20 protein-coding genes are annotated in these 26,770 nt (G+C 58.0%); 13 read left to right on the plus strand and 7 right to left on the minus strand.

Going from position 1 to position 26,770, the window contains the following annotated elements; genetic code table 11:
- Positions 1-44 precede the first annotated feature (44 nt).
- The 10 genes from H2O65_RS07550 (at position 45) to H2O65_RS07595 (ending at position 13,356) form a co-directional block, all read left to right on the plus strand.
- Entirely contained in the window at positions 45-968 is a 924-nt protein-coding gene (locus tag H2O65_RS07550) for a carbohydrate ABC transporter permease (protein WP_182141131.1), read from the plus strand.
- Positions 969-1,047: 79 nt separating this feature from the next.
- On the plus strand, positions 1,048-1,881 hold the full coding sequence (locus tag H2O65_RS07555; RefSeq protein ID WP_182142727.1) for a carbohydrate ABC transporter permease: 834 nt from the start codon (positions 1,048-1,050) through the stop codon (positions 1,879-1,881).
- A 795-nt stretch (positions 1,882-2,676) separates the two neighbouring features.
- On the plus strand, positions 2,677-3,714 hold the full coding sequence (locus tag H2O65_RS07560) for an ABC transporter substrate-binding protein (RefSeq protein ID WP_182141132.1): 1,038 nt from the start codon (positions 2,677-2,679) through the stop codon (positions 3,712-3,714).
- Positions 3,715-3,829: 115 nt separating this feature from the next.
- A complete protein-coding gene (locus H2O65_RS07565) occupies positions 3,830-5,359 on the plus strand; it encodes a sugar ABC transporter ATP-binding protein (RefSeq protein ID WP_182141133.1) in 1,530 nt (509 codons plus the stop codon).
- Complete coding sequence (locus H2O65_RS07570; RefSeq protein ID WP_182141134.1) at positions 5,356-6,426, plus strand: ABC transporter permease; 1,071 nt, start codon at positions 5,356-5,358, stop codon at positions 6,424-6,426. Before H2O65_RS07565 ends, H2O65_RS07570 begins: the two co-directional genes overlap by 4 nt.
- Positions 6,423-7,517, plus strand: coding sequence for an ABC transporter permease subunit (locus H2O65_RS07575; protein WP_182141135.1), 1,095 nt, complete (start codon positions 6,423-6,425; stop codon positions 7,515-7,517). The genes H2O65_RS07570 and H2O65_RS07575 overlap by 4 nt, the downstream gene beginning before the upstream one ends.
- Before the next feature lie 74 nt (positions 7,518-7,591).
- Entirely contained in the window at positions 7,592-10,042 is a 2,451-nt protein-coding gene (locus tag H2O65_RS10570; RefSeq protein ID WP_310649225.1) for an aldose-1-epimerase, read from the plus strand.
- A 34-nt stretch (positions 10,043-10,076) separates the two neighbouring features.
- A complete protein-coding gene (locus tag H2O65_RS07585) occupies positions 10,077-10,799 on the plus strand; it encodes an L-ribulose-5-phosphate 4-epimerase (RefSeq protein WP_182141136.1) in 723 nt (240 codons plus the stop codon).
- Complete coding sequence (araA, locus tag H2O65_RS07590) at positions 10,796-12,304, plus strand: L-arabinose isomerase (protein ID WP_182141137.1); 1,509 nt, start codon at positions 10,796-10,798, stop codon at positions 12,302-12,304. Before H2O65_RS07585 ends, araA begins: the two co-directional genes overlap by 4 nt.
- 14 nt (positions 12,305-12,318) lie before the next feature.
- A complete protein-coding gene (locus H2O65_RS07595) occupies positions 12,319-13,356 on the plus strand; it encodes a LacI family DNA-binding transcriptional regulator (protein WP_182141138.1) in 1,038 nt (345 codons plus the stop codon).
- Positions 13,357-13,380: 24 nt separating this feature from the next.
- Here H2O65_RS07595 and H2O65_RS07600 read toward each other — a convergent pair whose 3' ends face one another.
- The 3 genes from H2O65_RS07600 to H2O65_RS07610 all read right to left on the minus strand — a co-directional run bounded on the left by H2O65_RS07600 (position 13,381) and on the right by H2O65_RS07610 (position 18,585).
- Positions 13,381-15,879, minus strand: coding sequence for an ABC transporter permease (locus tag H2O65_RS07600; protein ID WP_182141139.1), 2,499 nt, complete (start codon positions 15,877-15,879; stop codon positions 13,381-13,383).
- Positions 15,879-16,655: an ABC transporter ATP-binding protein gene (locus tag H2O65_RS07605; RefSeq protein ID WP_182141140.1), complete on the minus strand. Its 777-nt coding sequence runs from the start codon at positions 16,653-16,655 to the stop codon at positions 15,879-15,881. Before H2O65_RS07605 ends, H2O65_RS07600 begins: the two co-directional genes overlap by 1 nt.
- 70 nt (positions 16,656-16,725) lie before the next feature.
- On the minus strand, positions 16,726-18,585 hold the full coding sequence (locus tag H2O65_RS07610; RefSeq protein ID WP_182141141.1) for a BCCT family transporter: 1,860 nt from the start codon (positions 18,583-18,585) through the stop codon (positions 16,726-16,728).
- A 170-nt stretch (positions 18,586-18,755) separates the two neighbouring features.
- Between H2O65_RS07610 and H2O65_RS07615 the strand changes: the two genes are divergently transcribed.
- A complete protein-coding gene (locus H2O65_RS07615; protein ID WP_182141142.1) occupies positions 18,756-19,640 on the plus strand; it encodes an HAD family hydrolase in 885 nt (294 codons plus the stop codon).
- Between the two features lie 17 nt (positions 19,641-19,657).
- Entirely contained in the window at positions 19,658-21,064 is a 1,407-nt protein-coding gene (locus H2O65_RS07620; RefSeq protein ID WP_220458729.1) for an amino acid permease, read from the plus strand.
- Positions 21,065-21,650: 586 nt separating this feature from the next.
- On the opposite strand, the gene H2O65_RS07625 is transcribed toward H2O65_RS07620, so the two are convergent.
- Entirely contained in the window at positions 21,651-22,040 is a 390-nt protein-coding gene (locus H2O65_RS07625) for a PTS transporter subunit IIC (RefSeq protein WP_182141143.1), read from the minus strand.
- Between the two features lie 21 nt (positions 22,041-22,061).
- Positions 22,062-22,937, minus strand: coding sequence for an IS1634 family transposase (locus H2O65_RS07630; RefSeq protein ID WP_259349490.1), 876 nt, complete (start codon positions 22,935-22,937; stop codon positions 22,062-22,064).
- Between the two features lie 607 nt (positions 22,938-23,544).
- Between H2O65_RS07630 and H2O65_RS07635 the strand changes: the two genes are divergently transcribed.
- Positions 23,545-23,757, plus strand: a complete 213-nt coding sequence (locus H2O65_RS07635; RefSeq protein ID WP_182141145.1) for a hypothetical protein — start codon at positions 23,545-23,547, stop codon at positions 23,755-23,757.
- Positions 23,758-24,121: 364 nt separating this feature from the next.
- On the opposite strand, the gene H2O65_RS07640 is transcribed toward H2O65_RS07635, so the two are convergent.
- Positions 24,122-25,351, minus strand: a complete 1,230-nt coding sequence (locus H2O65_RS07640) for an MFS transporter (RefSeq protein ID WP_182141146.1) — start codon at positions 25,349-25,351, stop codon at positions 24,122-24,124.
- A gap of 218 nt (positions 25,352-25,569) precedes the next feature.
- Positions 25,570-26,762, minus strand: a protein-coding gene (locus H2O65_RS07645) for an IS3 family transposase (protein WP_182141147.1) whose coding sequence is annotated in 2 segments (ribosomal slippage) — positions 25,570-26,475 and positions 26,478-26,762 — 1,191 coding nt in all. Because the reading frame shifts where the segments join, the coding sequence is not laid out codon by codon here.
- Between the last annotated feature and the right edge of the window lie 8 nt (positions 26,763-26,770).

A 26,770-nucleotide genomic window follows, 5' to 3' on the forward strand; every position in this document is an offset into this window, starting at 1 on the left:
GGCACCCCAGGTGTCACCACCCAAACCATGAGCAAGGAACACAAATGGCGACCAAATCACAGACGCGGCGTCGAATTCAATGGCGCAAAATCGGACCCCCAATACTGTTGATCTCGCCCTCGGTAATCCTGGTCGGGGTCTTTGTCTATGGGCTCATCGCTGCAAACACTGTCACCTCGATGCGCGATGCACACACAGTTGCGCAGTACAACGGAGTGCGAGAGACGTCCTTCGTAGGCTTCGAGAACTACATCAATCTGTTCGGAAACGCAGACTTCCAGCATTCGCTTATCAACCTGCTGCTGTTCACCGTCACTTTCCTTGTCGGCACCCTCATCCTCGGCTTCATATGGGCGTGGATTCTTGAGCGCCCCATCAAAGGTGAAGGTTTCTTCCGGTCAATATTCCTCTTCCCCATGGCTGTCTCCTTCATTGCCTCAGGTGTTGTGTGGAAGTGGCTGCTCAACTCAGGCGTGGATGACAACGCTAAGGGTCTCAACCGACTCTTCCAGATGCTTGGCTTAGACTTCCTCCAGAACTCATGGACTGCGAACATCACTTTCGGTGTTGTTGCTGTAGCGATTCCTGCGATTTGGCAGCTCTCCGGGTATGTCATGGCCCTGTTCTTGGCTGGATTCCGCGGCATCCCCGATGAACTCCGCGAAGCAGCGCGCGTTGATGGCGCGAGCGAATGGCAACTCTACAAGAACATCATTTTCCCGCAGTTGTCTGCAGTGGCACTGTCTGCCGTCATCATCATTGGACACATGGCTATGAAGTCCTTCGACCTGATTATGGCTGTGACGGACCAGCGCACCTACTCAACCAAGGTCCCCGCAATTGACATGTACAACTTCATGACATCGGGGGACTACTCCAATGCGGCGGCAGTCGGAACAATCATGCTTGTTATTGTTGCTGCCCTTGTCGTGCCGTACCTGATTCACGACGCGAAGCAGAGGCGGTAAGAAAATGACAAATGCAACGATTGCTCTTGAAGAAGCTGCGGTGCTGGAACCGCCACAGCCTGACAAAAAGCGCAAGAAGATGGACCGCAGTGGGACAACTCCGCGTGTCACTGCATTCCGCTATGCGTTGTTGATCTTCTCCCTGGCGATGGTGCTGATTCCCGTCTACGTCCTCCTCATCACATCATTTAAGGGTTCTGCTGAAGCAGACCCGTCACGCACCTGGTTCCTGCCTGAGGTATGGCAGACACAGAACTGGGTGCGAGCGTGGGAGGCGTTGAAGGCACCTATCGGTCGTACATTCCTCCTGGTGATTCCTTCATCCATCATTTCTGCATTCCTTGGATCCATGAACGGGTTTGTGCTGTCGCGGTGGAGGTTCCCCGGAGCGAATGTCGTCTTCACCCTGATCCTCTTCGGCATGTTCATCCCCTACCAGGCTGTGATGCTCCCGCTGATGAAGATGGTCCTGACAATGGGATTACCTTCGGGTATTCCCACGCTGATCCTCGCGCACGTTGTCTATGGCATCCCGATCACTACACTGATCTTCCGCAACTACTACGAATCGATCCCGCAGGAACTGATTGAGGCTTCCCGCGTGGACGGCGCCGGGCTGTTGCGGACGTACTTCTCTGTGGTGCTTCCGATCTCGATTCCCTTATTTGTTGTGGTTTTGATTTGGCAGTTCACTTCCGCATGGAACGACTTCCTCTTCGCCCTGTTCTTGACAAACACGAACACCGGCCCGGTCACCCTGTCGCTGAATAACCTGGCGCATGGGTCGATCATGGCCGACTATGGTGCTTCGATGGCTGGCGCGCTGATTGCATCTGCGCCAACGTTGGTTGTGTACATCCTGCTCGGAAAGTACTTCGTTGGCGGGCTTATGGCCGGTTCTGTCAAGGGGTAAGGAGTTCGCCTACGGGAAGCGGGCGTGCGGGTAGGGGTTGTGCGGGAATTCCGCAGGGACAATCCTCACTTGCCACTTCAGCCGAGGCCCGCGGGACGCTAACTACACAGTTGTGGCGGGAATTGGGTTTGGTTTCAACCTGATTCCCGCCACAACTGTGTAGTTAAGGGTTTCTAGGTGCTCTGCACCCCTGCCTGCCGCACGCGCACGCAATCAACCCGCACCCCTGCCTTCTGCACACGTGCGGTGCCTGCGGTGGAGGCTCAAGTGCCCACTCCACGACAGGGTGCGCTGGGTTTACGGAGCGACCTAGGACATACGGAGCTGGCTAGGCTCAGTTTGGCCTATTCTTACACCGTTATGCGAGCCTGGCCGGCTCGCTATAGCTTAACCAGCTCGATAATGCGCCTGGGCCGTTGCGAAAAGGGCTGGCAGAAGGCAGCGAGACACTGACAGGGGTGCTGACACCAGGCGGCGGGGCATCGGAGGAGGTGACGGCCGGGTAGCGCCTGGCTTAGCGGGTGCCAGGCCGCGGGACAGTGGCGGCTGGTGCGGCTGGTAGAAGCGGAGTGGACAGTGGCGGCTGGGGCATATCTCCAACGGACCCCACCTGCATTCTTACTAGAACTTCTACGCATTCTACGCGACCACACGAGCGCTAACATTCCCAGATTGTTACCTTCTTGTGACCTTAACGGGTGGCGTGCACCACATGTTAGCGCTAACCTTACTGTCAGTGGGGCTCAAGATCCCCCCTGCGGAAACCAATGCCGCAGATTCTCGAGGAAGAGAGAGATGCGTAAGAGCATTCGAAACGTATTCATGGCTGCCGCTGCTGGCGTGTCCATGGTGGCACTTGCAGCCTGCGGCGGCGGAGATGCCGGTACAACCGACACCGAAGAGTCCGGCGCAGAAGGCACCGACGTCGATACGTCGGCCGAGTGCCCAGCTGACCTGTCCGGCTTGACCGTCGGCTTCGTCGCAGTTGGCCCTGAAGGTGGCTGGCGTGACGCCAACGAAAACAATGTCCAGGCTGCGTTCAAGGAAGCCGGCGCCGACGTCAAATACGCAGGCACCGCAGACAATGACCAGGCCAACCAGCTCCAGGCATTCTCATCATTCGTTGACGAAGGCGTGGACATCATCCTGCTGTCCGCCACTGAAGCAACCGGTTGGGAAACTTCCCTGCAGGATGCTCAGGAAGCAGAGATCCCCGTTATCCTGATTGACCGCATGATTGACCCGGATGAGCCGGATCTCTACGTGCAGCGACTTGCCCCCAATAACGAAGAAGTTGCTGCCAATGCGGCCAAGTGGGCCAACGAGCAGTTCCCCGAGGGTGCAAACTACGTAGTTCTTGAAGGCCCTTCCGGCGTCTCAGTCGTGAACGAGCGCAACAACGGTTGGGATTCCACGATCAACGACAACTTCACCAAGCTGGAAGCACAGACCGCAAACTGGTCAACCGAAGAGGGCAAGACAGTCCTCTCCTCGATGCTGAAGTCCCACAACAACGACATCCAGCTTGTTTTCGCACAGAACGATGAGATGGGTCTTGGCGCCGTTCAGGCCGTTGAAGAAGCAGGTCTCAAGCCGGGCGAGGACGTCAAGATCATCACGATCGATGGCACCAAGCCCGCCCTCGAAGCACTTGCCGAAGGCAAGCTCAGCCTGGTTGCGGAGTACAACCCCCTGTTCGGCGCTGACGCCGTGCAGACCGCCATCGCAACCCTCTGTGGTGAAGAAGTAGAGAAGAACTTCATTGTCCAGAGCGCCATCTTCGACAGCCCTGAGGCTGCAAAGGCCGCACTTGATGCGGGACGCGACTTCTAGTTCGTAGCGAGTTCTCCTAGGCATTGTGAAGTTGCCCCGAGGTTCTTCCTCGGGGCAACTTCATGAGACTCCCTGACATTCCCAAACATCCAGACCTGCACCTGAGCGAGAAATGATGAGCGAAACTGACCCAATCATCGAGATGAAGAACATCTCGGTCGAGTTCCCCGGGGTAAAGGCCCTCCAAAACGTCGACTTCCGTCTGCTACCCGGAGAAGTACACGCGCTAATGGGTGAGAACGGTGCCGGCAAGTCCACTCTCATCAAGGCGCTCACAGGCGTGAACACCCTTGCTAGCGGCACGATATACATGTCTGGCAAAGAGGAAAACTTCGATGGAACTGCCTCGGCTCAGGCTGCTGGTGTGTCAACCGTGTATCAAGAGGTCAACCTCCTCACCAATCTCTCCATTGGTGAAAACGTCATGCTCGGGCACGAAGTACGTGGACCGTTAGGTATCAATTGGAAGAAGACTAACCAGGAGGCCCGCACTGCGCTCGCCGCCCTGGACCTAGGCCACCTTGATCCACGTGCTCCCCTATCCTCTATCTCCATCGCACTCCAACAGCTTGTTGCCATCTCCCGAGCAATGGTCGTCAAGTGCAAGGTTCTTATCCTCGACGAACCGACCTCGAGCCTGGACGACAACGAAGTCGCCCAGCTATTCAAGGTGATCGATGGGCTGCGCAAGCAGGGTGTCGCTATCCTCTTTGTCTCACACTTCCTGGATCAGGTGTACGAAATATCCGACCGAATGACCGTTCTGCGCAACGGCAAACTGGTTGGCGAGTACCTAACAGCAGACCTTCCGAGGGTCGAACTGATCTCAAAGATGATCGGCAAAGATATGGGGGCTCTCCGCGAAGCCGAGCACCGACCCGCATCAACGATTCCCTCAGACCGCGGAACACCGAAACTGAAGGTGCTTGGCCTGGGCAGAAAAGGAATGCTCAAAGCAACCGACCTCGACCTCTACGCCGGGGACATTGTCGGGTTTGCTGGCCTCCTGGGTTCCGGCCGCACCGAGTTGGCCAAGCTGATCTACGGGGCTGACAAGCCTACCGAAGGTTCGATCGCCATTGATGGCAGTGACACCAAGCTGTCGTCACCAGCGGTTTCCCTGAGCAAGCACATCGCCTACTCAACAGAGAACCGACGCGATGAAGGCATCATCGGAGACCTGACGGTCCGCGAGAACATCATCGTTGCGCTGCAGGCGATCCGTGGCTGGACGCATCCCATTCCCCGTAAGGAACAGGATGCCCTCTGCGAGCGCTATATAAAGGAGCTCGGCATCCGCCCGGCCGACCCGGAACGCATGGTGAAGAACCTGTCGGGTGGGAACCAGCAGAAGGTTCTCCTTGCCCGCTGGCTGGCCACCAACCCTGAAGTACTACTCCTTGACGAACCCACCCGTGGCATAGACATCGGCGCGAAGGCCGAGATCATGGAAATCATCAAGCAGCTGGCCGCAGACGGTATGGCCGTTGTGTTCATCTCCTCAGAACTCGGCGAGGTCGCAAGACTCTCAAACCGCATCCTGGTCCTCAAGGACCGCGCCCCACTAGAAACCATTGAAGATACGAGCGACACCACCGTGGATTCCATCGTCAACATCATCGCCGGAGGAGGTGAAGCAGCATGAAGAACCTTCTGCGCAACCAACTGTTTTGGGCTGGCGCCGTCCTCCTTGGACTCATCGTCATCATCCTGCTCAACAACCAGAGTGCCAGCATCGCCTATACCAATGGCAGGCTAACCGGGCCCATCATCGACCTCTTCATTTTCGTTCCACCGATTCTAATGATCTCCCTGGGAATGACACTCGTCATAGCAACTAGCGGCATCGATCTCTCGGTTGGTTCAGTGATGGCGGTTTCTGGCGCCGTGGCGATGCAGTTCCTCGTCAACTCGCCCTCTCCATCCAGCGCGGGAGCGGCAATAGTCGCAGTGCTCTTGGCTCTCCTAGTCGGTGTGCTCTGCGGTGCCTTCTCCGGCTTCCTAGTCTCTGTCGTCCGCCTCCAACCCTTCATAACAACCTTGATTATGATGCTTGCGGGACGAGGCATTGCCAACATGATTACCGGCGGCAAGAATGCCGCGGGAAACTCGACCTCATTCAACTGGATTGCACAGGGACGTGTTCTAGGGTTCCCCGTCGGCTTCCTCCTCGCGCTCGTGGTTCTGGCCATCTTGGTGCTGGTGGTTCGCAAGACGGCCCTCGGGCTTTCGATCGAGGCCGTGGGAATCAATCCACGCGCCGCGGAAATGGCGGGTATCCGCTCCGGACGCATCCTCTTCATTGTCTACGCAATCTCGGGTCTGATGGCCGCCATTGCCGGGGTGTTCGCCGTGTCTTACATCGGTACCGTTGAAGTCTCTTCGAGCGGCACGGGTTCCGGCATGGAAATGGACGCCATCCTCGCTGTTGTCATCGGTGGAACATCTCTTGCCGGAGGCAAGTTCAACCTGGGTGGCACCGTCCTCGGCGCATTTGTTATCACAGCCCTCAACCAAGTAGTTGTCTACCTGGGTGTTTCCTCTGCAGCAGTGCCCGCATTCAAGGCTCTTGTCATCATCTTCATCTGTGTCCTTCAGGCACCCATGGTGCACGGATGGTTCTCCAGACCCGGTCGAGGATCAGATGGCTCAGCCCAAGAAGACAGGACGAACGAGGCCGGTCTCAACAACTCTAAGGTGGTTTCAGCATGAGTGCGGCTCTAGTCGGCGCAACGACCTCCAGAAAATCGCGTCCCAAGGTCCATATCTCCGCCAGCGCGTACCCAACCATTGCAGCGATCGTCTTGCTGGCTGCGCTGCTCATCGGGGGCCAGATTGTTTACGGGAAGATCTTCGCCTGGAACACCATGTCCAGCCTTCTCGACAACAATGCCTACCTCGTCGTTTTGGCTGTGGGTATGACCTTCACGATTTTGACTGGCGGCATCGACCTCTCTGTCGGAGCTGTCTTGGCATTTTCGTCCGTCGCTGGCGTCCTCATGCTGCAGGCAGGTGTACCCGTAGTGGTAGTCATGCCGGCAATCGTCCTCATGGGAACTGCCTTTGGGCTGCTCTCCGGAATTCTGGTGCGCTACTTCAACTTCCAGCCCTTCATCGCCACACTCTCAACGATGTTCCTGGCTCGCGGCCTAGCGTCGATCCTCTCCATTGAGCCCGTTCGTGTTGACCCTGATTCCTCAATGATGGCCCTTTCCGCGCGCATTGTGCTCATTGATGGCCCGAAGAGAAATGACTTCTACATTTCCCTCAACATCCTTATCGCGCTTGCAGTCATTGTCGCGGGCTACTTCCTGTTGCACAGGACCCGATTCGGACGCACCGTCTACGCCCTCGGCGGCAATGCCCAGTCAGCCGAACTGATGGGTCTACCCGCGGGGCGCTCAACAGTCTGGGTCTACGTTGTTTCAGGTACCTGCGCGGGACTTGCCGGACTGGTTTACACAACGACAGTTGGCAACGCTCAGAACATCACCGGCGTGGGCTGGGAGCTGGACGCAATCGCCGCAACCGTCATCGGTGGCACGCTCCTAACCGGCGGTGCTGGATACGTCCTCGGTTCAGTCACGGGTGTCTTCGTCCTCGGCGTCCTCAAGCTGCTCATCACCCGCGACGGCTCCGTACCCGCCGCTGCAACGACCATCATCACCGGAGCAATCCTGTTGATCTTCGTCCTCCTACAGCGGGCGATCGACCTGCGCCCCACCAACGGGGGTGGTGGCGCCCAAGAGGAAGCCACCGTCATCGAGAAGGAGTCAGAGAAGGCCCCACCCGCTGACCTCTAACCTGGTAAAACCAGAGGTAACTCCAAGAAGTATCCCTGATTCCCGTGAACTCCTCCGCGAAAGGTCAAACAACAATGGCAATTGAAATCACAGCCGGCAAATATGGCGCAACTATTGTTTCCGAGGGCGCCGGTCTGGCCTCTCTCACCTACGCGGGTCACGACATCGTCCTCCCACACGACCCTGCAGAAAAGCCCGTCGGCTACAACGGTAAGGTGCTAATCCCCTGGCCCAACCGCATCACCAACGGGCAGTATGTGTGGGAGGGCGAAACCTTCACTCTCGAAGTCAATGAGCCTGAAACGGGCGCTTCCCTTCATGGCTTGAGTTGTTGGGTCGACTGGGAAGTCACCGAACACACCGAATCCTCTGCGACGCTGAGAACCCGGATTGCTCCCACTTCCGGCTACCCTTTCCACCTTGAAACCGCTGTCACCTACACTTTGGACCCGCAAACTGGGCTTTCCATCTCAGTCGCGACAGCAAACACCGGCGACGTTCCCGCCCCATATGGGACGTCCGTGCACCCCTACTTGACAGTCGGGGCCCCTCTTGACGACTGCGTCATTTCAGTCCCTGCAGACATCGTCCTCGAGGTCGATGGTGATCTCAGTCCAACGGGCGACGTGGACGTCACGGGCACCCATCTCGACCTGCGCGGCGCAGTTCCTATGGCGGGCCGCTCCGTTGACCATGCGTTCACCGGGCTTCCCGACGGGACCTGGACCGTGAGCCTCACCGATCCAGAAACCGGGCGAGCAGTTGAAATGACTTCCTCCGAGCGCTGGGTGCAGATCTACACAGCAGAAAACCAGCAGCGCCAAGGTGTTGCCGTTGAACCCATGACGTGCCCTCCCAATGCCTTCAATTCCGGCACCGACCTCATCATTCTTGAGCCAGGACAAACCACAACGTTCAAAACAGCTATCCGCGATGTCTCCCCCACCGCCATCATCGACGCGGGCGCAGCCACACTGGGTATTGAGTTCGGGTCGACTCGCATCAAAGCAGTGCTTGTTGACGGGAAGGGATCCGTCATCGCCAGCGGCGCACATGACTGGGAAAACCAACTTACCGATGATCTCTGGTCCTACCCGGAGTCTGCGATCTGGCAGGGCCTCCAAGGGGCTTACGCCTCGTTGGTGCAGGACGTCCAAGCCCGCTACAACACTGCCATCACGGCACTTTCCGCCCTGGGTTTCTCCGCGATGATGCACGGCTACATTGCATTGGACGAGGACGGGGGCCTGCTCACCCCCTTCCGCACGTGGCGCAACACCAACACGGGACCCGCAACAGAAGTGCTCTCCGCAGCACTGGACTTCAATATGCCCCACCGTTGGAGTTCGGCGCACCTCTACCAGGCTGCGATTGACGGTGAAGACCATGTCGCGAAGATCAAGTCGATCACCACCCTGGCAGGCCTCGTCCACCAGCGCCTCTCGGGTCGTTCCGTCCTCGGCGTTGGCGATGCTTCGGGCATGTTCCCCATTGATCCGGCCACCCACAACTACGACGAGCAACGTCTAGCCAAGTTTGATGAACTGCTTGCCCAGGCGGGCATCGAGTTCTCCCTTCGGGACGTGCTACCAACGGTCCTTGTCGCAGGTCAGGACGCAGGTCACCTCACCGAAGCGGGCGCCCTCCTGCTGGATCCCAGTGGAGTCTTGCAGCCGGGCACACTCATGTGCCCACCCGAGGGCGACGCGGGCACAGGCATGGTTGCTACCAACGCTGTTGCGGCGCGGACTGGCAATGTTTCTGCGGGAACTTCAATCTTTGCGATGGTCGTCCTCGAACATGACCTGCAACGCGTTCACCCGGAACTTGACATGGTGACAACCCCGGACGGACTCCCTGTCGCGATGGTCCATTCCAACAATGGTGCCTCCGAATGGGACCAGTGGGTCGGTGTCTTCGCAGAACTCCTCGAGTCCGCGGGTTGTGAACTGTCGCGACCAGCCCTCTACGACCTCGCCTACGCCAAAGCCCTGGAAGGCGCGCCCGATGGTGGCGGACTGGTGGCCTACAACTTCCTCTCTGGTGAACCCGTCGTTGGGCTGGAGACCGGTCGTCCCCTGTTCTTCCGCACCCCTGACGCCCCCATCACACTGGCGAACTTCATGAGGACCCAACTCATGTCGATCTTCGGTGTTCTCCGTCTGGGAATGGATATCCTGATTGAGGACGAGGGCGTCCAGCTGGACCGACTGTTCGCCCACGGGGGCCTCTTCAAGACCCCGGTGGTTGCACAGACAATCATGGCCGCCGCCCTGAAGACGCCCGTTACGGTGAGTGCAACAGCCGGCGAAGGCGGCCCCTGGGGAATGGCGCTTCTCGCACTCTACGCCAGCAAGTATGCGTCTGAACTAAGTCTCCCCGAGTTCCTCAATCGGCACATCTTTGCTGATCTCGAGGCGCTCTCCGTTGACCCAAACCCGGAAGACGTCGCGGGATTCAACACCTTCCTTGAGCGTTATAAGCGCGCACTACCCGCCGAGGCGGCCGCGGGACAAAACAGCTAAGACAGTAACCAACTTAATTGAGGACGGACACAACATGATGACCTCGCAGTGGTCGCCGCGCATGGCGGAGCACGTTGAAGACGCTAAGAAAGTCGTCTGTGAGCTGCACGCAGAACTAATCAAGTGGAACCTTGTCGTGTGGACTGCAGGCAACGTCTCGCAGCGTGTGCGCGGCATAGACGGTGCCGAGGACGTCCTCGTCATCAAGCCTTCCGGAGTTCCCTACGACAGGTTGACACCGGCTGACATGGTGGTCTGTGACCTTGACGCGAACCTGATTATCGGCGAGCACTCGCCCTCGTCTGACACCGCCGCGCACGCCTACGTTTACCGCCACATGCCCGAGGTCGGTGGCGTGACCCACACCCACTCAACATACGCAACTGCGTGGGCAGCAATCGGTGAAGAGGTTCCCTGTGTCCTCACCATGATGGCTGACGAGTTCGGAGGCCCGGTACCGATCGGCCCGTTCGCCCTCATCGGTGACGATTCCATCGGACGCGGCATCGTTGAGACCCTTTCGAAGTCCAACTCTTCCGCCGTCCTCATGCAAAACCACGGCCCTTTCACGATCGGAGAGGACGCGGAAGCCTCCGTGAAGACGGCGGCGATGGTTGAAGAAGTCTCCCAAACAATCTGGGCGGCCCGGCAGATGGGCGACCTCATCCCCATCCCCCAAGAGAAGATCGATTCTCTCTACTACAGGTATCAAAATGTCTACGGACAGCACAGCGAAGGAGCGAGTGACTCGGAATGAAAAGCGCATTTGAAGGAAAAGAGATCTGGTTCCTAACCGGTAGCCAAGACCTCTACGGTGAGGACACGCTGGCTCAGGTCGCTCACCAGTCACAGGAGGTCGTTACGGATCTGAACCGTGACGGGGACCTTCCTGTGCGGATCGTTTGGAAGCCAACGCTGAAGGATTCAGATTCCATCCGCCGTGCCATGCTCGACGCCAACAGCGACGACAATGTCGTGGGTGTCATCACTTGGATGCACACATTCAGCCCGGCGAAAATGTGGATCAACGGTCTCGGGGTCCTCAAGAAACCCTTGCTTCACCTCAACACTCAAGCCAATGTGGCACTGCCCTGGGACTCAATCGACTTTGACTTCATGAACCTCAACCAGTCCGCGCATGGCGACCGCGAGTACGCGTACATCCTTTCGCGCCTGCGCATTGCACGTGAGACCGTGGTCGGTCACGTCAGTGACCCAAAGGTCCGCGAACGTATCGCCCTGTGGTCCCGCGCGTGCATTGGGTGGGCTGCCGTCAATGGTCTGAACGTGGTGCGGTTTGGCGACAATATGCGCAACGTTGCGGTCACCGACGGGGACAAGACTGAGGCCGAGCGCGTCCTCGGTGTCAACGTCTCAACGTACTCCGCAAATGAGTTGGTTGAAAAGATCAACAAGGTCACTGCAGCCGAGGCCGAAGCGTTGGCAGCAGAGTACGAGTCCCTCTACGACGTGGTTCCAGAACTCCGCGAAGGCGGGGCTCGTCACGACTCTCTGGTTTACGCCGCTAGTCAAGAAATTGCGATTCGGCGCTTCCTTGAGGAGCGGAACGCCGGGGCCTTTACCACGAACTTTGAGGATTTGGGTGCCCTCAAGCAACTCCCCGGCATCGCGGCACAACGCCTCATGGCACAGGGCTATGGGTTTGGCGCCGAGGGCGACTGGAAAACAGCCGTCCTCGTCCGAGCAGTCAAAGCGATGAGTGAGGGGCTGCCCGGTGGTGCTTCCCTAATGGAGGACTACACTTATAACCTGGTCCGCGGCGAAGAGCTGATTCTTGGCGCACATATGCTGGAGATTTGCCCGTCACTGACCACTCAGAAGCCTAGAGTTGAGATCCACCCGCTCGGAATAGGCGGCAAGGAAGACCCTGTACGCATGGTGTTCCACACCGACCCCGGGCCGGCTGTCGTGGTTTCCATGGCAGATATGGGGGCACGCTTCCGCCTGACTGCGAACGAGGTCGAGGTGGTGACGCCACCGGCTCCCATGCCCAACCTGCCGGTCGCACACGCCGTGTGGAAGCCGCAGCCATCGCTTGAAGTCTCGGCAGAATGCTGGATGGAGTCCGGCGGAGCCCATCACACAGTCCTGACAACGTCGGTGGGTGCTGACATTTTCCGACTGTTCGCGGAGATGGCAAGCACTGAGCTACTAGTTATCGACCAGGAGACAACCGTCCCGGCGTTCAAGGACAAGCTACGCTGGAACTTCGCGTACTATCACCTGGCTAACGGGCTGTAGAAAGTAGAATGACGATGTCGCAGAAGCCGATTGCGCCGGGCCAATCCGTAGCTGTTAAAACGGCCCGACGCCCGTCAATGGCGGATGTTGCCGCTGTTGCCGGGGTCTCGCACCAAACGGTTTCTCGCGTCCTCAACAACAAGGGATCCGTCCGGGAAGAAACGCGCCAGCGTATCTTGGAAATCATGTCTGACATGGGCTATCGGCGCAATGAGTCGGCGCGGGCGTTGGCATCGAGCCAGAGCCGACTCATTGGTGTTGTCACTCCCCGCCTTGTTGAGTGGGGGCCAGCCACAACTCTCCTGTCATTGCAGCTTGCGGCAAATGAAACCGGGTACTTCGTGAGTGTGGCAACGCTTGCCGAGTTCACTGCGGAAAACATGGAGCGGGCAGTCGATGATCTGCTCAGCCTGGGAGTTGCGGGCTTGATCGTGATTGCACCAGTGGAGCCTATGGCTCGGGAACTTGAAACCCAGACGATTCCCGTTCCAACGCTTGTTATTGCGTCCAGTTGGATCAGTTCCGACTCTGAGATTGCTCGAATCGGAATTGATCAGCGCGTCGGTGTGAGGGCAGCGCTTGCGCACCTCAAGTCGCTGGGGTGCGACAGTGTTGCTCACATCAAGGGACCAGATGGCGACTTCGATGCAATGGAACGCGACGCCGCGTGGGCAGAGGGCGTGGCAGAGCTGGGTATGACTAAGGGTGCCCGCATTCAGGGCGCCTGGGATGCGGACACGGGGTACGCGGCAGCACAGCAGCTGCTTGCCGCCCCCTTGCCCGATGCGGTGTTTGTGGCGAACGACCAGATGTCTCTGGGAGCTTTGAAGGCTCTGTCCGAGGCCGGGGTACGGGTCCCTGAGGATCTGCGGCTCTTTGGCTTTGACGATCAGGATGGCTCTGCATATTTCGAGCCGGCCCTGACCACGGTGCGCCAGGACTTTCAGGAAATCGGGGATGAAGCGATAGCCGTCCTGCGACGGCTAATCGAAGGTGAGAGCCCGGCGATTGCGATGATTCCAGCAACCTTGGTGCTTCGGGCCAGCGCATAGCGCCGGGCTCCTCCACCCGGACGGCTACTCCGCCGCCAATGCCTCCACCGGTGACACCCTCGATGCGCGGCGCCCCGGGACAATCGACGCCACCAGCGCCGCGCCAATCGCAACGACCACGATAATCAGCCACTGCACCCACGGCACCGCAAGCACAGACTCACTGACACCTGTCGGTAGTGACATGAAGCCGACTGCCCCGAAGTACGCTCCGGCCAGGAGTCCCAGCAGCGTGGAAGTAACCGCAATCAGCAGCGCTTCCCAAGAGAGCATGGACCGCACCTGCTTGCGGGTCATCCCCAGAGCACGCAGCAGCCCATTCTCCCGGCTTCTTTCTGCAACAGATAGCGACAGAGTGTTGGTTATGCCAACCAGGGCAACCAGGACGGAAACTGCCAGCAGGCCCACAACCACCATCACCAGAATGTTGACAATCTGGTCGATTGCGGATCGTAGGGCCACTGCCCCCTCAATCTGTAGGTCTGAACCTGATTCCTGGATCTGGCTGATGATGTCCGCATACTGCCCGGGATCTTCCAGTTGCATCCACACCTGAGTGGGGGCAAGTTCTACGCCCATGTTGGTTGCCGTCGGGGGCGTTACAACGAAGCGATCATCACCCGCGGTTCCTTCCGAAGGGATGAGGGTGACGTCAGCGCAAGTGTCCTCAACACAAACAGATCCTTCAGTTGCAGCCGTCACCAGCCACGCTGGAACAAGCACCTCTCCATCACTCAGAGCTTCGGCACTGCCACGCATGACGGAGTCTAGGCCGGAGTCAACCACCAGTGTCCCCTCAGGTCCGAAGACCTCAGACCCCTCACTAACCTCAATTCTGGCAGGTGCACCATCGACAACCACTGATGTGGCAAGCCCAGGAATCGCTTCCAAATCGCTCAACTGTTTGTCCGTGAATCCCGCAGGTGGTGCAGATACAACCAGGTCAATAGGCGCTGATCGATCCAGTGCTGCGGCCGAGGTCGCGCGCAGCGACTCTGCCCCAAAGGTCACCATTGAAATAAGCGTGACGCCAATGAACACCGCGATTCCAGTGGCAGCAGTTCGCCCCGGATTTCTCACGGTATTCACGGCTGCCAGTCGGTATGACTCCGACGTGCCCCACTTCCCGACCGCCCTCGTAATTAGAGGTAGGACAGCAGATAGAAGGGTTATCAGTGCCGCAGCGGTGAGAACAGCAAGTCCGAGGACGGCTGGGAACCTCTCCATCTTTAGATCCGGATCCGTCGTAGAGAATGCGAGGTACGCGGTGGCGCCGCCCAGGACCGCCGTGAGAACCCCACTGACCACACCAGTCACCACCTGTTTGCGTGTCATCTGCGCAACGGTCTCGGGTCTGCCAGCCAGAGCCTGCACCGGTGCAACCCGAGAGGCCCGGAGCGCGGGACGGAAACCCGCAAGCGTCGTGAGCAGTGTGCCGGTCACTAGAAGCACCAAGACCTGGGTGATGCTCACTGATGTCAGTGCCACGGCAAAGCTGGAAACCACGCCGCCTGCGGATGCAATGGCAGACCCGCCGAGCACCCCCACAACAATGCCGATGACAGAGCCGACCAGGCCCACCGCAACCGACTCCATGACCATGAGTCGGCGCACCTGTTTGCCCGTGGCCCCAATGACGCGAAGGAGTGCCAGTTCGCGTTCGCGTTGCCTGAAGATGACCTGGAAGGTCGTTCCAATAACGATCATCGCGACCGTCGCCGCAATGACCGGGAACAGTAGCAGCATCAGTGTCAGGGCTGCACTGGAGGTGTTGATCGCCTTCAAAGACTCTTCAGTTGCATCGTGGCCGGTCGTGACGACTGCGCCTTCAATGCCGCCCTCGTCCAAGGCTGCTCGTACTGCGGTAGCTAGGTCTTCTTGCTCCTCGGAGGACAGCTCCGCCTTGTCCCCGGCGGCTAGGAGTTCCTCTGGTTGCAGGCCCGGAGAAGCAGCCGCGAGCCCCTCGTTAGTGAAGAAAACGTCCGCAACCGACACCATGATTGATTGCTGTTTCGTTTGGACTATTCCTGTGACGGTAAGGTCGAGAGGGTTGCCCTCCCTGTTCTTCGCGGTGAGGACTGAGCCAACCTCAAGTTCGTACCGCTGCGCCACCCCGTCACTGACGAGAATCTCCGTGGTTGTTGTTGGGTTGGTGCCGGACTCTAGGGTTTGGGTGTGGAGGCGTTGCCCACCAATCGTTGCCGCTGACAGCCAGGGGTTGTCGGGGCGATCCAACTCTATTCCGGAGTATGAGGAGACATAGATTTCCGTGACACCTGGGACGTTTTCAACTATCCCGACGGCCTCGCTCAAGTCGGGCCACTCTGCAGATTCGTAGTCGGGTGACACCACGACTGCTGCCCCCGTGTACTGCCCCGCGACTTGGTCACGGATTCCTTGGTTGAGGGCGCCCCCGAAGACGAGGGCTGCGGCAACGAAGGCCACGGCGATCGCTGCCGCTACCACCGTCGCGGTGTAGCGCCTGGCGTGGTGCTTCAAATTTGCTCGAATTAGGGGACCCATCAGGCCACCTGCTTGATCTGTTCGGCGCTGGGCTTCCACAGGTCGGCAGCGATCCTGCCGTCACGTACCACAATGACCCGATCGGACCTTTGGGCGACATGGTGGTCGTGTGTGACCATGATGATGGTTTGTCCCAGGTCATCAACTGCACTGCGCAACAGCGACAGCACCTCATCTGTCGAGGCCGAATCAAGGTTGCCTGTGGGTTCGTCAGCAACGATGATGGCGGGCGCGGCCACCAGTGCTCTGGCGAGGGCGACCCTCTGCTGCTGGCCTCCGGAGAGCTGCGAGGGGAAATGGTGGAGTCGGTTGGTGATTCCCAGGCTGGAAACAATCATTTGGTAGAGGTCTTCGTCCACCTTGTGACCCGCTAGTCGGCTGGGTAGAAGGATGTTGGCCTTGGCGTCGAGGGTTGGAATCAGATTGAAGCTCTGAAACACAAACCCGATGCGGTCGCGGCGCAGCCTGGTGAGCTTGTCATCCGAGAGGCCCCGAAACTCCACGCCCTCAAGGCTCACAGAGCCGGAAGTGATGGCGTCAAGACCAGCCAAAACATTGAGCATGGTGGACTTCCCTGAGCCCGAGGGCCCCATGATTGCGGCGAACTGCCCCGCGTAGAAATCGACGGACACTCCGTCAAGGGCTGCGACTGCGGTCTCGCCCTCGCCATAGAGGCGACTGACGCCCCGCAGGCTGGAAACCACACCTCCCGGCGCTGTTGCTGGTGGAATTGGATCGGTTGGTGCGCTCTGGTGGCGCGGCTCGATGTTGCTCATGTATTCAAGCATTCCACGCACGGGTTCAGAAACGGCTCGGGGTTCCCCCTGAAATCCCCCTGGTTGCTCCCTAGAGAGACTTGGCAGATTCCGCCTCGTCGGCCGCCTTCTGGTCTGCGTCTTCGTCCCTGTCGCGCGCCACGTCCTCGTACCAGTCCGTCAGCGAACTGTCCTTCTGGTCGAGCCAGCTCCCGGCTCCCCTGTCGGGTTCGGTGACACCGGCTGAGAATGCGAAGGCGTCTCCGTGCTGGCGGATTCCCTTGCGCACGCCCTCTTCAATGGCAACGGTTGCGTATTTGCGGCGCAACACAAGTGGGTCCGTGGAAAGGTCCTTCCACCAGGCAACCATGAGGAAAACCAGGATGATGGCGAACGGCAGCGCTGCAATGGTCACTAGCGCCTGCAGGGCGCTGACTGTCTCTTCTCCCCCGGCAACCAGCAGTGTGATGGCAACTGCGGATAGGGAAACACCCCAGACCACAGTGAGTCTCTTGTCGGGATTGCTCTTCCCGCTCTGGCTGGTAGTCGCCATGACAAGTGAGGCGGAATCGGCGCTCGTCACAAAGAAGATGGTCAGGGAGAACATGGCAACGACGGATGCCAGAGCCGTAAACGGCAGGTTGTCGAGGACGCGGAACAGGTACTCCTGGCTGGACTGCGCAGCGGAGATTTCGGCGCCGTTCATCTCCATCCACATGGAGGTGCCACCCATTATTGAGAACCACAGCAGGCAGACAATTAAGGGGATGATGATGACGACAGTGACAAACTCTCGCAGCGTGCGTCCTCGCGAAATCCGAGCAATGAACATGCCGACGAACGGCGTCCATGACACCCACCATGCCCAGTAGTAGGTCGTCCAGCTCTCCATGAACGCTGCGGCTTCCGTTGACGACGAGGCCGAGACGCTCAGCATGGCCGGGAGGCTACCCACAAATGCGACAAGTGCCGAGGGAATGAAGTCCAAGAGGAACAGCGTGGGTCCGGCAATGAACACGAATAGTGCGAGGGCGAGGGCGGCCACCATGTTGATGTTTGAGAGGATGCGGATGCCGCGTTTGACGCCGGAAACAGCGGAGAAGATGAAGACGATGGTGAGGGCGGCAATCAGTCCGATGACTGCCCCGTTACCAAGCGGCCCGATCCCGGAGACTATCTCTACTCCCCGACCGATCTGCAGTGCACCAAGACCCAGGGATACAGCGGTCCCAAATAGTGTCACGAGGATTGCGAATGTGTCGATGACGCGCCCCAGAGGTATCGCGAGACGTTCATTGAATATGGGGGTGAAGATCGCAGAAATCAGGGGGGAACGCCCTCGGCGATATGCGGAGTAGGCAATGGCGCCCCCAACCAGCGCATAGAAGGACCACGCAAATGGTCCCCAGTGCAGAAGTGTCTGTCCGATTGCGGCATTCATCGCTTCGGGGCTCCCCGGGGTTGCACTGAATCCCGGGGGCGTGTTGAGGAAGAAATGCAGCGGCTCGTATGAGCCGAAGAAGAGCAGCCCAATCCCCATGCCCGCGGAAAACAGCATGGCAATCCACGAGCCCGTAGAGAACTCCGGGGCTTCGTCATCGGTCCCGAGAGGGATATTGCCCTTCGACGAGTACCCCACGATTAGCATGAACGCGAACACCGTGATTGTGAGGATCGTGAAGAACCACCCGGTATTCAACGACACCCAATGAACTCCGGCAGCCGCGGCTTCCCCCAGTTCTTCTGCGTCAAAAATACCCAGGAGGACGAGGGCGATCACGACAACTAGGGCTGTACCCGACACCCACCAATCAACCTTGAACTTCTTGGCGTCCTCGTCAACTGAAATACCTGGAAGCAGTGCAGGATGCAAAGCTCCGTTGGCACCTACTAGGTCTTTAAGGGACTGCTGATTCTCTTGCTGTTTTGATACTTGCTGCGCAGAAGGCATTGTGAAAGTTGGGTAGCTTGCCCTTCTTCAAGGGTCGGTCGAGCCCGGAATCATGTCCGGAACCGCGGTCCACCATAGCATGCGCTTCTCCGGGACCCTGAGCATCCTCAGGATGGAGAGTCCGCCCACAGCCATTAGGGTCAGCATGGCAGGGCTGGGACAATGGGGGTATGAGTTCCCATCAAGACTTCCGCAAGCGCATCATTTTCGTTGATATCGATGGCACACTGATCGACCATGCCTCGCCCGTACTCCGTTCGGCTTCTGACGCCATAAAAAGCGCCCGTGACAACGGACACCTGGTCTACATTTCCACTGGACGTGGAGCGACAGACATCCCCCGTGGCGTCAGAGAGATCGGGTTTGATGGTGAAATCACCAACGGTGGCGCCTTCGCGCAAGTTGGTGATGAGCTGATTTTGTCCCGGCCGATGGCTAGGGAAGACGTGGCGTTCCTCATCGACTACTTTGAGAGTCGTGGGGTCTCGATCTTGGTGCAGACACACGAGAAAACGTACACGACCCCCGGCGCTCACGCCCTCATGAGTGAGTATGCGCGGTTCTTGGACCAGCAGAAGGCCATGGAGGCCGTTGCGGAGCCAGAAGATTTTGTGGAGGGACCGGCGGAGACATTCACCGAGTTTATTGAAGGCTTCGACTTCCTCGACGATTCGAACATGGAGAACGCGGCGAAGCTCCTTTTCATCTCTAATGCACCCGTCGACATGGCGGACGTCGAGGAGAACCTGGGCGACCGTTTCCACATCATTCCGGGCTCCATGCCGATTTCTCAGGGGGCCGACGGAGAGATTTCCCCGCTGGGTGTTTCCAAAGGTTCGGCCATTGAGGCCGTCCTCGAACACGTGGGAATACCTGCTGAGGATGCCGTGGGGATTGGGGACAGCTGGAATGACGTGGAGATGTTTGACATTTGTGGCGAAGCGGTCGCCATGGCGGGTGCCGACGAGGGCGTTAAGGCCCGCGCGAACCGTGTCACAACCAGCGTTCGTGAGGGCGGCGTACACAAAGCGTTCGCAGACCTGGGATTGATATAGCCAATCCCGCCCCGACAATGAGCCTAAAGACGAAACCTTCCGGCATCCTCACCGACCGGGAAGCCGAGGCCGGATACAAGCGGAACCTGAGTTCCCGCCACATCCAGATGATCGCCCTCGGCGGCGCGATAGGGACTGGACTTTTTTACGGATCGTCAGCCGCGATTCAGCTTGCTGGTCCTTCCATCCTTCTGGCGTATCTGGTTGGTGGAACCGTTGTGTTTCTCATTGTCCGCGCCCTCGGCGAGATGTCGGTTGCGGAACCGGTATCGGGAGCATTTTCGTTCTATGCATACAAGCACTGGAGTCGCCGGGCTGGTTTCGTCGCGGGGTGGAACTATTGGTTCACATACATTGCGGTTGCGATGGCGGAACTGGCGGCGGTCGGCGAGTTCGTCAACTACTGGTTACCCGGCGTGCCAAAGTGGGTGACTGCCGCCTTCTTCCTCGTGGTCATCACCGCGACGAACCTGGCTTCGGTGAAGGTTTTTGGGGAGACGGAGTTCTGGCTCTCGTTGATCAAAGTGCTCGCGGTTGTCGGAATGATTGTTTTTGGTGTGGTGATTGTCGTCCTCGGACTGAAGACGCCCTCGGCGGACGTTACGCCGTCTTTCTCCCACCTCTTCGATCAGGGTGGCTTCTTCCCTAACGGCGTCACAGGGTTCCTTCTTGCGTTGGTGGTTGTGGCGTTTTCTTTCGGCGGCACAGAACTGGTGGGGGTGACTGCGGGCGAGGCCGAAAACCCTGAGAAGACGATTCCGAAAGCCATCAACCAGGTCATCCTCCGTATCCTCATCTTCTATGTGGGTGCGCTAGCGGTCATCATGGCCGTCATCCCATGGTTCACGATCGATGGCTCCATGAGCCCATTCGTGCAGATCTTTGACACGCTGGGAATTGCGAGTGCCGCACACATCCTCAACTTCGTCGTCATCGTGGCAGCCGCGTCGGTCTACAACTCAAGTCTGTATGCGAACGGCCGCATGCTCTACACCCTGTCGCAGCAGGGAAACGCCCCCACCTACCTTCAGAAAATGTCGTCCAGCGGGCAACCGTGGGCTGCGATCCTTACCTCCTCGATAGTGACGGTCGCTGCGGTTTTCGTAGTCATGGTGTGGCCAGACTTCGCATTTACGTTCCTTATGGGCCTGGCGACCTTCGCGGTCGCGGCCTCGTGGTTCATGATCACCATGACGGAGTACAAGTTCAGCCGTGGACTGACACCTGGTGAACGCGCAGCTTTGAAGTTCAAACTGCCGGGAGGACGCGCGGCGACCGTTCTGATTCTGGCCTTCTTGGCGCTACTGTTTGTCCTGATGTTCTTCTCTCCCTCGTTCCGCCTTGCGGCAATCATCGGCCCACTGTGGATCGCGTTCTTGCTGGTGGCGTACCAGGTGCGTCAGGGGATCAGTTCAAGGTCGTAGCCGAACCCGGCGCGACAGCCCCCTCCCCCGCGTACGCACCAGCCCACCCCTCCCCCGCGTACGCACCAGCCACCCCTCCCCCGATTCGCGCACCAGCCCCCATCCCCGATTCGCGAAATGTATACGTTGGGCGCTGATGTTGGTCTGGGGTACGTACCCCAGGGCCACTTCGGTTCCCCACGTATACATTTCACGCCATGGGGCGGAAGCTCCCGCGATGAAGACAGGAACATCCACGATCGGAGGTGGTGGGCCCGCACCACTACGGAGTGTCACAGCACTACGGAGCCGGGGAGGACATAGCGAGCCAGCCAGACCCATCGTTGACCAGACATAGGGAGCCAGCCAGACCCAACACAGCCTACATCACACTGTTATGCAAGCCCAGTCGGCTCGCTATGCCCTAGCAGGCTCGCTAACGACTCCCGGCGCAGGCGGACACGCCGGGGCCGGAAGTGGCGCCGGCAACGGTGGCGCGGGCCGTGGCAACGGTGGCAGCGCCGGCCCCGGCGCGGGGGGCTTAAACCAAGTTCCCCTTTGACCGATAGCTTTGCATATCGACCAAGGGGGAAGCAGGTGCGTAATACTACTTCGTCGCCGTCGCAGCCTCCGCTGTCTCCACTACCTTCTGCTTCCTCTTCAGGAATGTCAGAACGTAGAGCAGGACAACCGAGAGGATGATCCCAACGACGAGGGCGATTTGGCCGCCTACTGAGCTAAGCCCACCAAGGAAGAGTCCGACGACTCCATAGTCAGAGTCTGAGAACGTGGCGTTGGACAGACCCATGTCGCCGAGGACGGGCAGCAGGAACAGCGGCAAGAACGTGATCAGCAGGCCATTTGAGAAGGCACCAAGGACCGCGCCCCGCCGTCCTCCAGCACGATTGCCAATCACACCGGCAGCAGCACCTGTCATGAAGTGTGCAACTACGCCAGGGATGATGATGGTCGTACCAAGGGCAATCATCACACCCATACCTGAGTTGGACCACTTTAGTTACCCGTGGTTGTTTCCGAGGTTGTTGAGGAGTTCTTGTGTTTGGGCGCTGATTTTGGGGGTGGCGGTGATTTGCTGGCCGCTGATCTCGATGGTGACGTCTCGCAAGGGACGTAGGGTTTGCACCAGTTTTTTCAAGGTGATCCCAGTCGCTGCGTAGAGGTAGCGGTTGATGGCTAGGGCAGTGAACACCACGGTCAAATGGGCTTCAACAGCATCTCGCTCACGGTGGAAGATAGGGCGAGCCTGCAGATCGGTTTTACTCATGCGGAAAGACTGCTCCACATGCCACAACTCGTGGTAGGAACCCACGATCTCTTGGGCGTCCATCACGGTTTTAGGGATGTTAGTGATGTAGCCTTTCCACCCGGCAAGCAGTAGGGCCCGCTCAAAAGTGGCTTGGTCAAAAACACGCCTGGTGCCACTGGTTTTCACAAACCTGGCCGCTTTACCGGGCCTTTCACCACTGATAATCGTTTCGACGCGTTCACGCTGCTTCTGGAGAGTGTGACGGTCTCTTACTGCCCGTTTGTGGCGGTGTTGCCACACTGTGCGCCACGACCTGGCGTGTGCCGCATTGTTTGGGTCCCACACCGGCTGGGTGAGAGGAACACTGCCCTCCGGGTCAAGGCGCGGCTTACCGCGCTTCAAGGTAGTGGTGTCAACGATTTGACCATCGGTAGCGTCACTGCCGTGCCAGTGGAAGTGGCCCGCCAGGTCTTGGGGTGCTTTAGTCATCCGCGATCCCACAATGAACCGCAACCCGGCTTCCTCGATAGCATCCAGATTGGTGGCTGACAGCATTCCTGCGTCTGCTACCACCACCATGTCAACCACATTGTTACGGTCAGCGAAGGCTTTCAGGGACTGCTGCACGTTTAGGTGACAGGTTGGTCAGGCAGCTTTTGTTGCTTGTTGGTTCATGATGGTTTCGAAATCGATGGGAGTCAATTTCCCGAGACGGGCTTGTCGGCGTCGGCGGTGGTAGGTCCTCTCGATCCCCTATGACTTTCAACAAGAGCGGCCAAGGCTCCGCCTGTTGAGAAACACGGTAATGCACACGGCCAGCCTAACTTCCGAAGGTGCGACGGAGTTGGAAGCTATCAGCAACAATGCGATTGTAAAGCTTATGCAGATACTGGACAAGCTCAACTAAGGTTGCTAACCCGAGAATCGTCACACCACACGTCAATCACAGAGCAACTGATCTCGTCAAGCTTTGTGGATTTGTTACGGCGCGGAAATGGCAGATGAGCAGAGACACTATGTGTGCGCGAATCAGGAAATGGGCAAACTCTGCGCAGAGTCCAACTCTGGGGGTAGATGTTTTACGCTGATCAGTATTGGTTGGGCAATATCGGCCGTTAATGAGACACCTACGACACGCGGTTAGAAAAGGGTTCAAAACATAGGGCCAAAACAGGGCGTGTCTTGGTTTGATTAGTTGTAACGCAGTGCATGTTGCTACGGCCTGGAGGCGTACATGGCGGTTGAGACTGATGAAGTAGTTGTACCCGGCCGGCACGCCGAAGAGGTTGAACGAGTGATGGCTCTAGTTGAGAAGGGGCAACAGCTTGCAGGGCATTTTCCTACGGAGGATGATTTGGCTGCGGCACGGGTAATCCTGGTTGGTGAGGTTTCCTACGAGGACTCAGTTGCGGCTCTAGAGCTGAAGTGTGGAATGGCCCTCGATTGACGTACCTTGGCTTAGATCCCCGAGACTCGGGGCTGTGGTAGGTGATGAGCGTCCTCTTGCGGGGCATTTTAAGAGGTAACTTCACCGGCATCCTGATAGGACGTTGGCCATGGATTTCTCGCGTGCTACGGGTAGGGAGGACGTTTTCGAGCGGGTATGCTCACGGGCCTCGCTCAAGATTAGGGAGTCAAACGCTACGCAGCAGAGTAGAGGGAGAGGGCTATACCGGTAACAGTCAATCAGTCATTGAAGCCGCAGACGGTTGCATTACATGATGGTGGAGCTCGAGGGATCGTACGTGTAAAGTGTCGGGCCATCATTCCCAGATGACCCGACACTTAGCATGCAGTTGCAATCGACCAGCTCAGAGAGTTCGTGTTTCCTGTTCGTCTGGATTCCGGTCGTGCCTGTTTCGTGATGAAGTCACGAATGGGTAGAGGATGAGCCACATGGTTATTCCGATGACTAGGACGGCTCTCGGGTCTTCGGGTAGTCCCACTAGGTAGCCCAGGTTCAGCCCAATGATGGTTCCTACCGCACCGAAGCTGTAAGACCAGCTCATTATTCGCGTGTACTGCTCTCCTCGGAAGAACATCTGGCGATGGGACTGAAGAATGACCATCCTGGCGCGACTCAGTAAGCCGTTGAAGAACACGAAGAAGCATCCCCAGACAAAGCTGGCATGTCCCAAGTACACCACAATTAGTAGTGTTGCCATGTTTGCTACCGATAGGGCAGCCGTAAGTCGTAGTGATGTTTTGGTGCCGAGACGTTCGCCGATGAATCTTCCGATTTGGGGGCCGATTGTTGCAGAAACCCCAAAGATCGCAATGATGATGGCCATTGCATCTGTTGTCGGTATAGATGCTTGCCTGGCTACCCAGATGAGCATGAGGGTCCCGGTTAGTGAAGAGACGAGGCTTAGTCCAAGTTCGATCAACGGTGAAGTGGGTCCGGAAGCGAAGAGGTCGCGAACGAACTGCTTGACTCTCATGCTGGTGCCGAGCATTTCGAAGTCTTCAATACTTGCGTTCGCGACCGGATCCATCGGGTATTTCTGACGGGCGCGGGAGCGAACTCCAGCTCCAAGCAGCGACAGCAGTAGGTTGATTGCTAGAACGAGAGGAACTGATACTCCGGCCAAGAGCGCGCCGACAGGGGAGGCGATCACTAGACCGGTAAATGCCAGTAGTGAATGTAGGTGAGCGTTGAATCGAAGGTTTGCCTGCGGATCGACTTCAGCGACCTTGGCTCCATAGAACTCTTCAGCGATATCGGTTACAGGGAGCAGAAGCGTTGTGAAAATCAAGTAGACAATCAGCGTGCCGACTGTCCAGCTTGGTTTGGCGAGGATAACGGCGATCGCGATAGATGAGGCGACGACCTCTGTCAGGTCGCTGGTGATCATGGCGGTATCGGGGGAGAAGCGCTTCAGGAACTTGGCGTAGAGGGGAAAGGTGAAGACAACTATCTCGTTTAGGGACTCCATCGCTACGAGTGCAAACGCGGCCACCATGCCTGCTGCGGTTAGGCCGTTGAATGTCCCATCAAGTAGTCGATTTCCTAGTACCGATATAACTAGGCCCGCGACCATTAGGGTCCGGGCCCTAGCTAGAGTTCGTCCTGCAGTTGGCCCTGGCCCACTGTCTACCATCAGTCCTCCGAGATTCTTGCTCTATTTAGTGTCTGCAGAGTCTGGTCCCTGCTGGGTCCATCCGGGACCACTGTCTACGCCTTCAGGAGTGACTCTAGTGGGCTGGTCATGGTTTGTGCTGTTACTGGGGACTGCTGCACGTTTAGGTGACAGGTTGGTCAGGCAGCTTTTGTTGCTTGTTGGTTCATGATGGTTTCGAAATCGATGGGAGTCAATTTCCCGAGACGGGCTTGTCGGCGTCGGCGGTGGTAGGTCCTCTCGATCCACCACACGATTGCTATGCGTAGTTGTTCGTGGCTGTCCCATACTTGCTGGTTAAGGACATTCTTTTGCAGGAGAGCGAAGAAACTTTCCATAGCTGCATTGTTACCGGCCGCCCCGACACGGCCCATGCTCCCAACCAACCCATGGCGTGCTAGAGCTCGCAGGAATTTGCGGGAACGAAACTGAGATCCACGGTCGGAATGAACCTTGCAGCCCGCAACATTGCCGCGCATGCGCACCGCGTTCTCTAAAGCATTCACGGCGAGACTGGCTGTCATTCTGGACTCAATGGAGTACCCCACGACACGGTTTGAGAAGGCATCTTTGATGGCACACAGGTAGAGCTTGCCTTCCTTAGTCCAATGCTCCGAAATGTCAGTCAGCCACAGCTCGTTGGGGCCGGTAGCGGTGAACTGGTGGCGAATCACCCCATGCTTATCTTCATAGGCGCACAGATCATCATGGACCGGAGGGCCAGGCTTCTTCCCGTTTCTGCCCTTCTTCTTCCCAAAAGTAGACCACCACTGGTTTTCTGAGCAGATCTTCCACGCGGTCCGATCACACATATCTTGACCGGCGTCTTCGGCTTCGTCAGCCAGGAGACGGTACCCGAACTGGGAATCATCCTTATGTGCGTCATACAAGGCATTAGCCCAATACGCCTCCCTCCATTCGGTATCGCTCACTGGCTGCTTCAACCAGCGGTAATAAGGGGCTCTGGAGAGCTTCAACACCCGCAAGGACACCGAGATGGAGATACCATCTACAGCGAGCTCCCTCACTAGCGGGTATAGCCTTTTCCCGGGAGATTCGCCTGGGACAAATAGGTCGCTGCTCGGCGCAGGACCTCATTTTCTTGCTCAAGTAAGCGATTACGCTTACGAAGCTCCCGAAGCTCCGCTACCTCGGCTTTAGTAGCCCCCGGTTTTTCCCCAGACTCCACTCTCTCCTCACGCAACCACTTATCCAGTGTCCCCACATGGATCCCGAAATCCTTCGCGATCATCTTGATCGTCACTCCGGGCTCTCGGGCCGCAACCACTCGCAGCACATCATCACGGAATTCTTTTGGATACGCAGTAGGCATAACAACAT

It is taken from the genome of Schaalia sp. JY-X169, from assembly GCF_014069575.1.
Lineage (GTDB): Bacteria > Actinomycetota > Actinomycetes > Actinomycetales > Actinomycetaceae > Scrofimicrobium.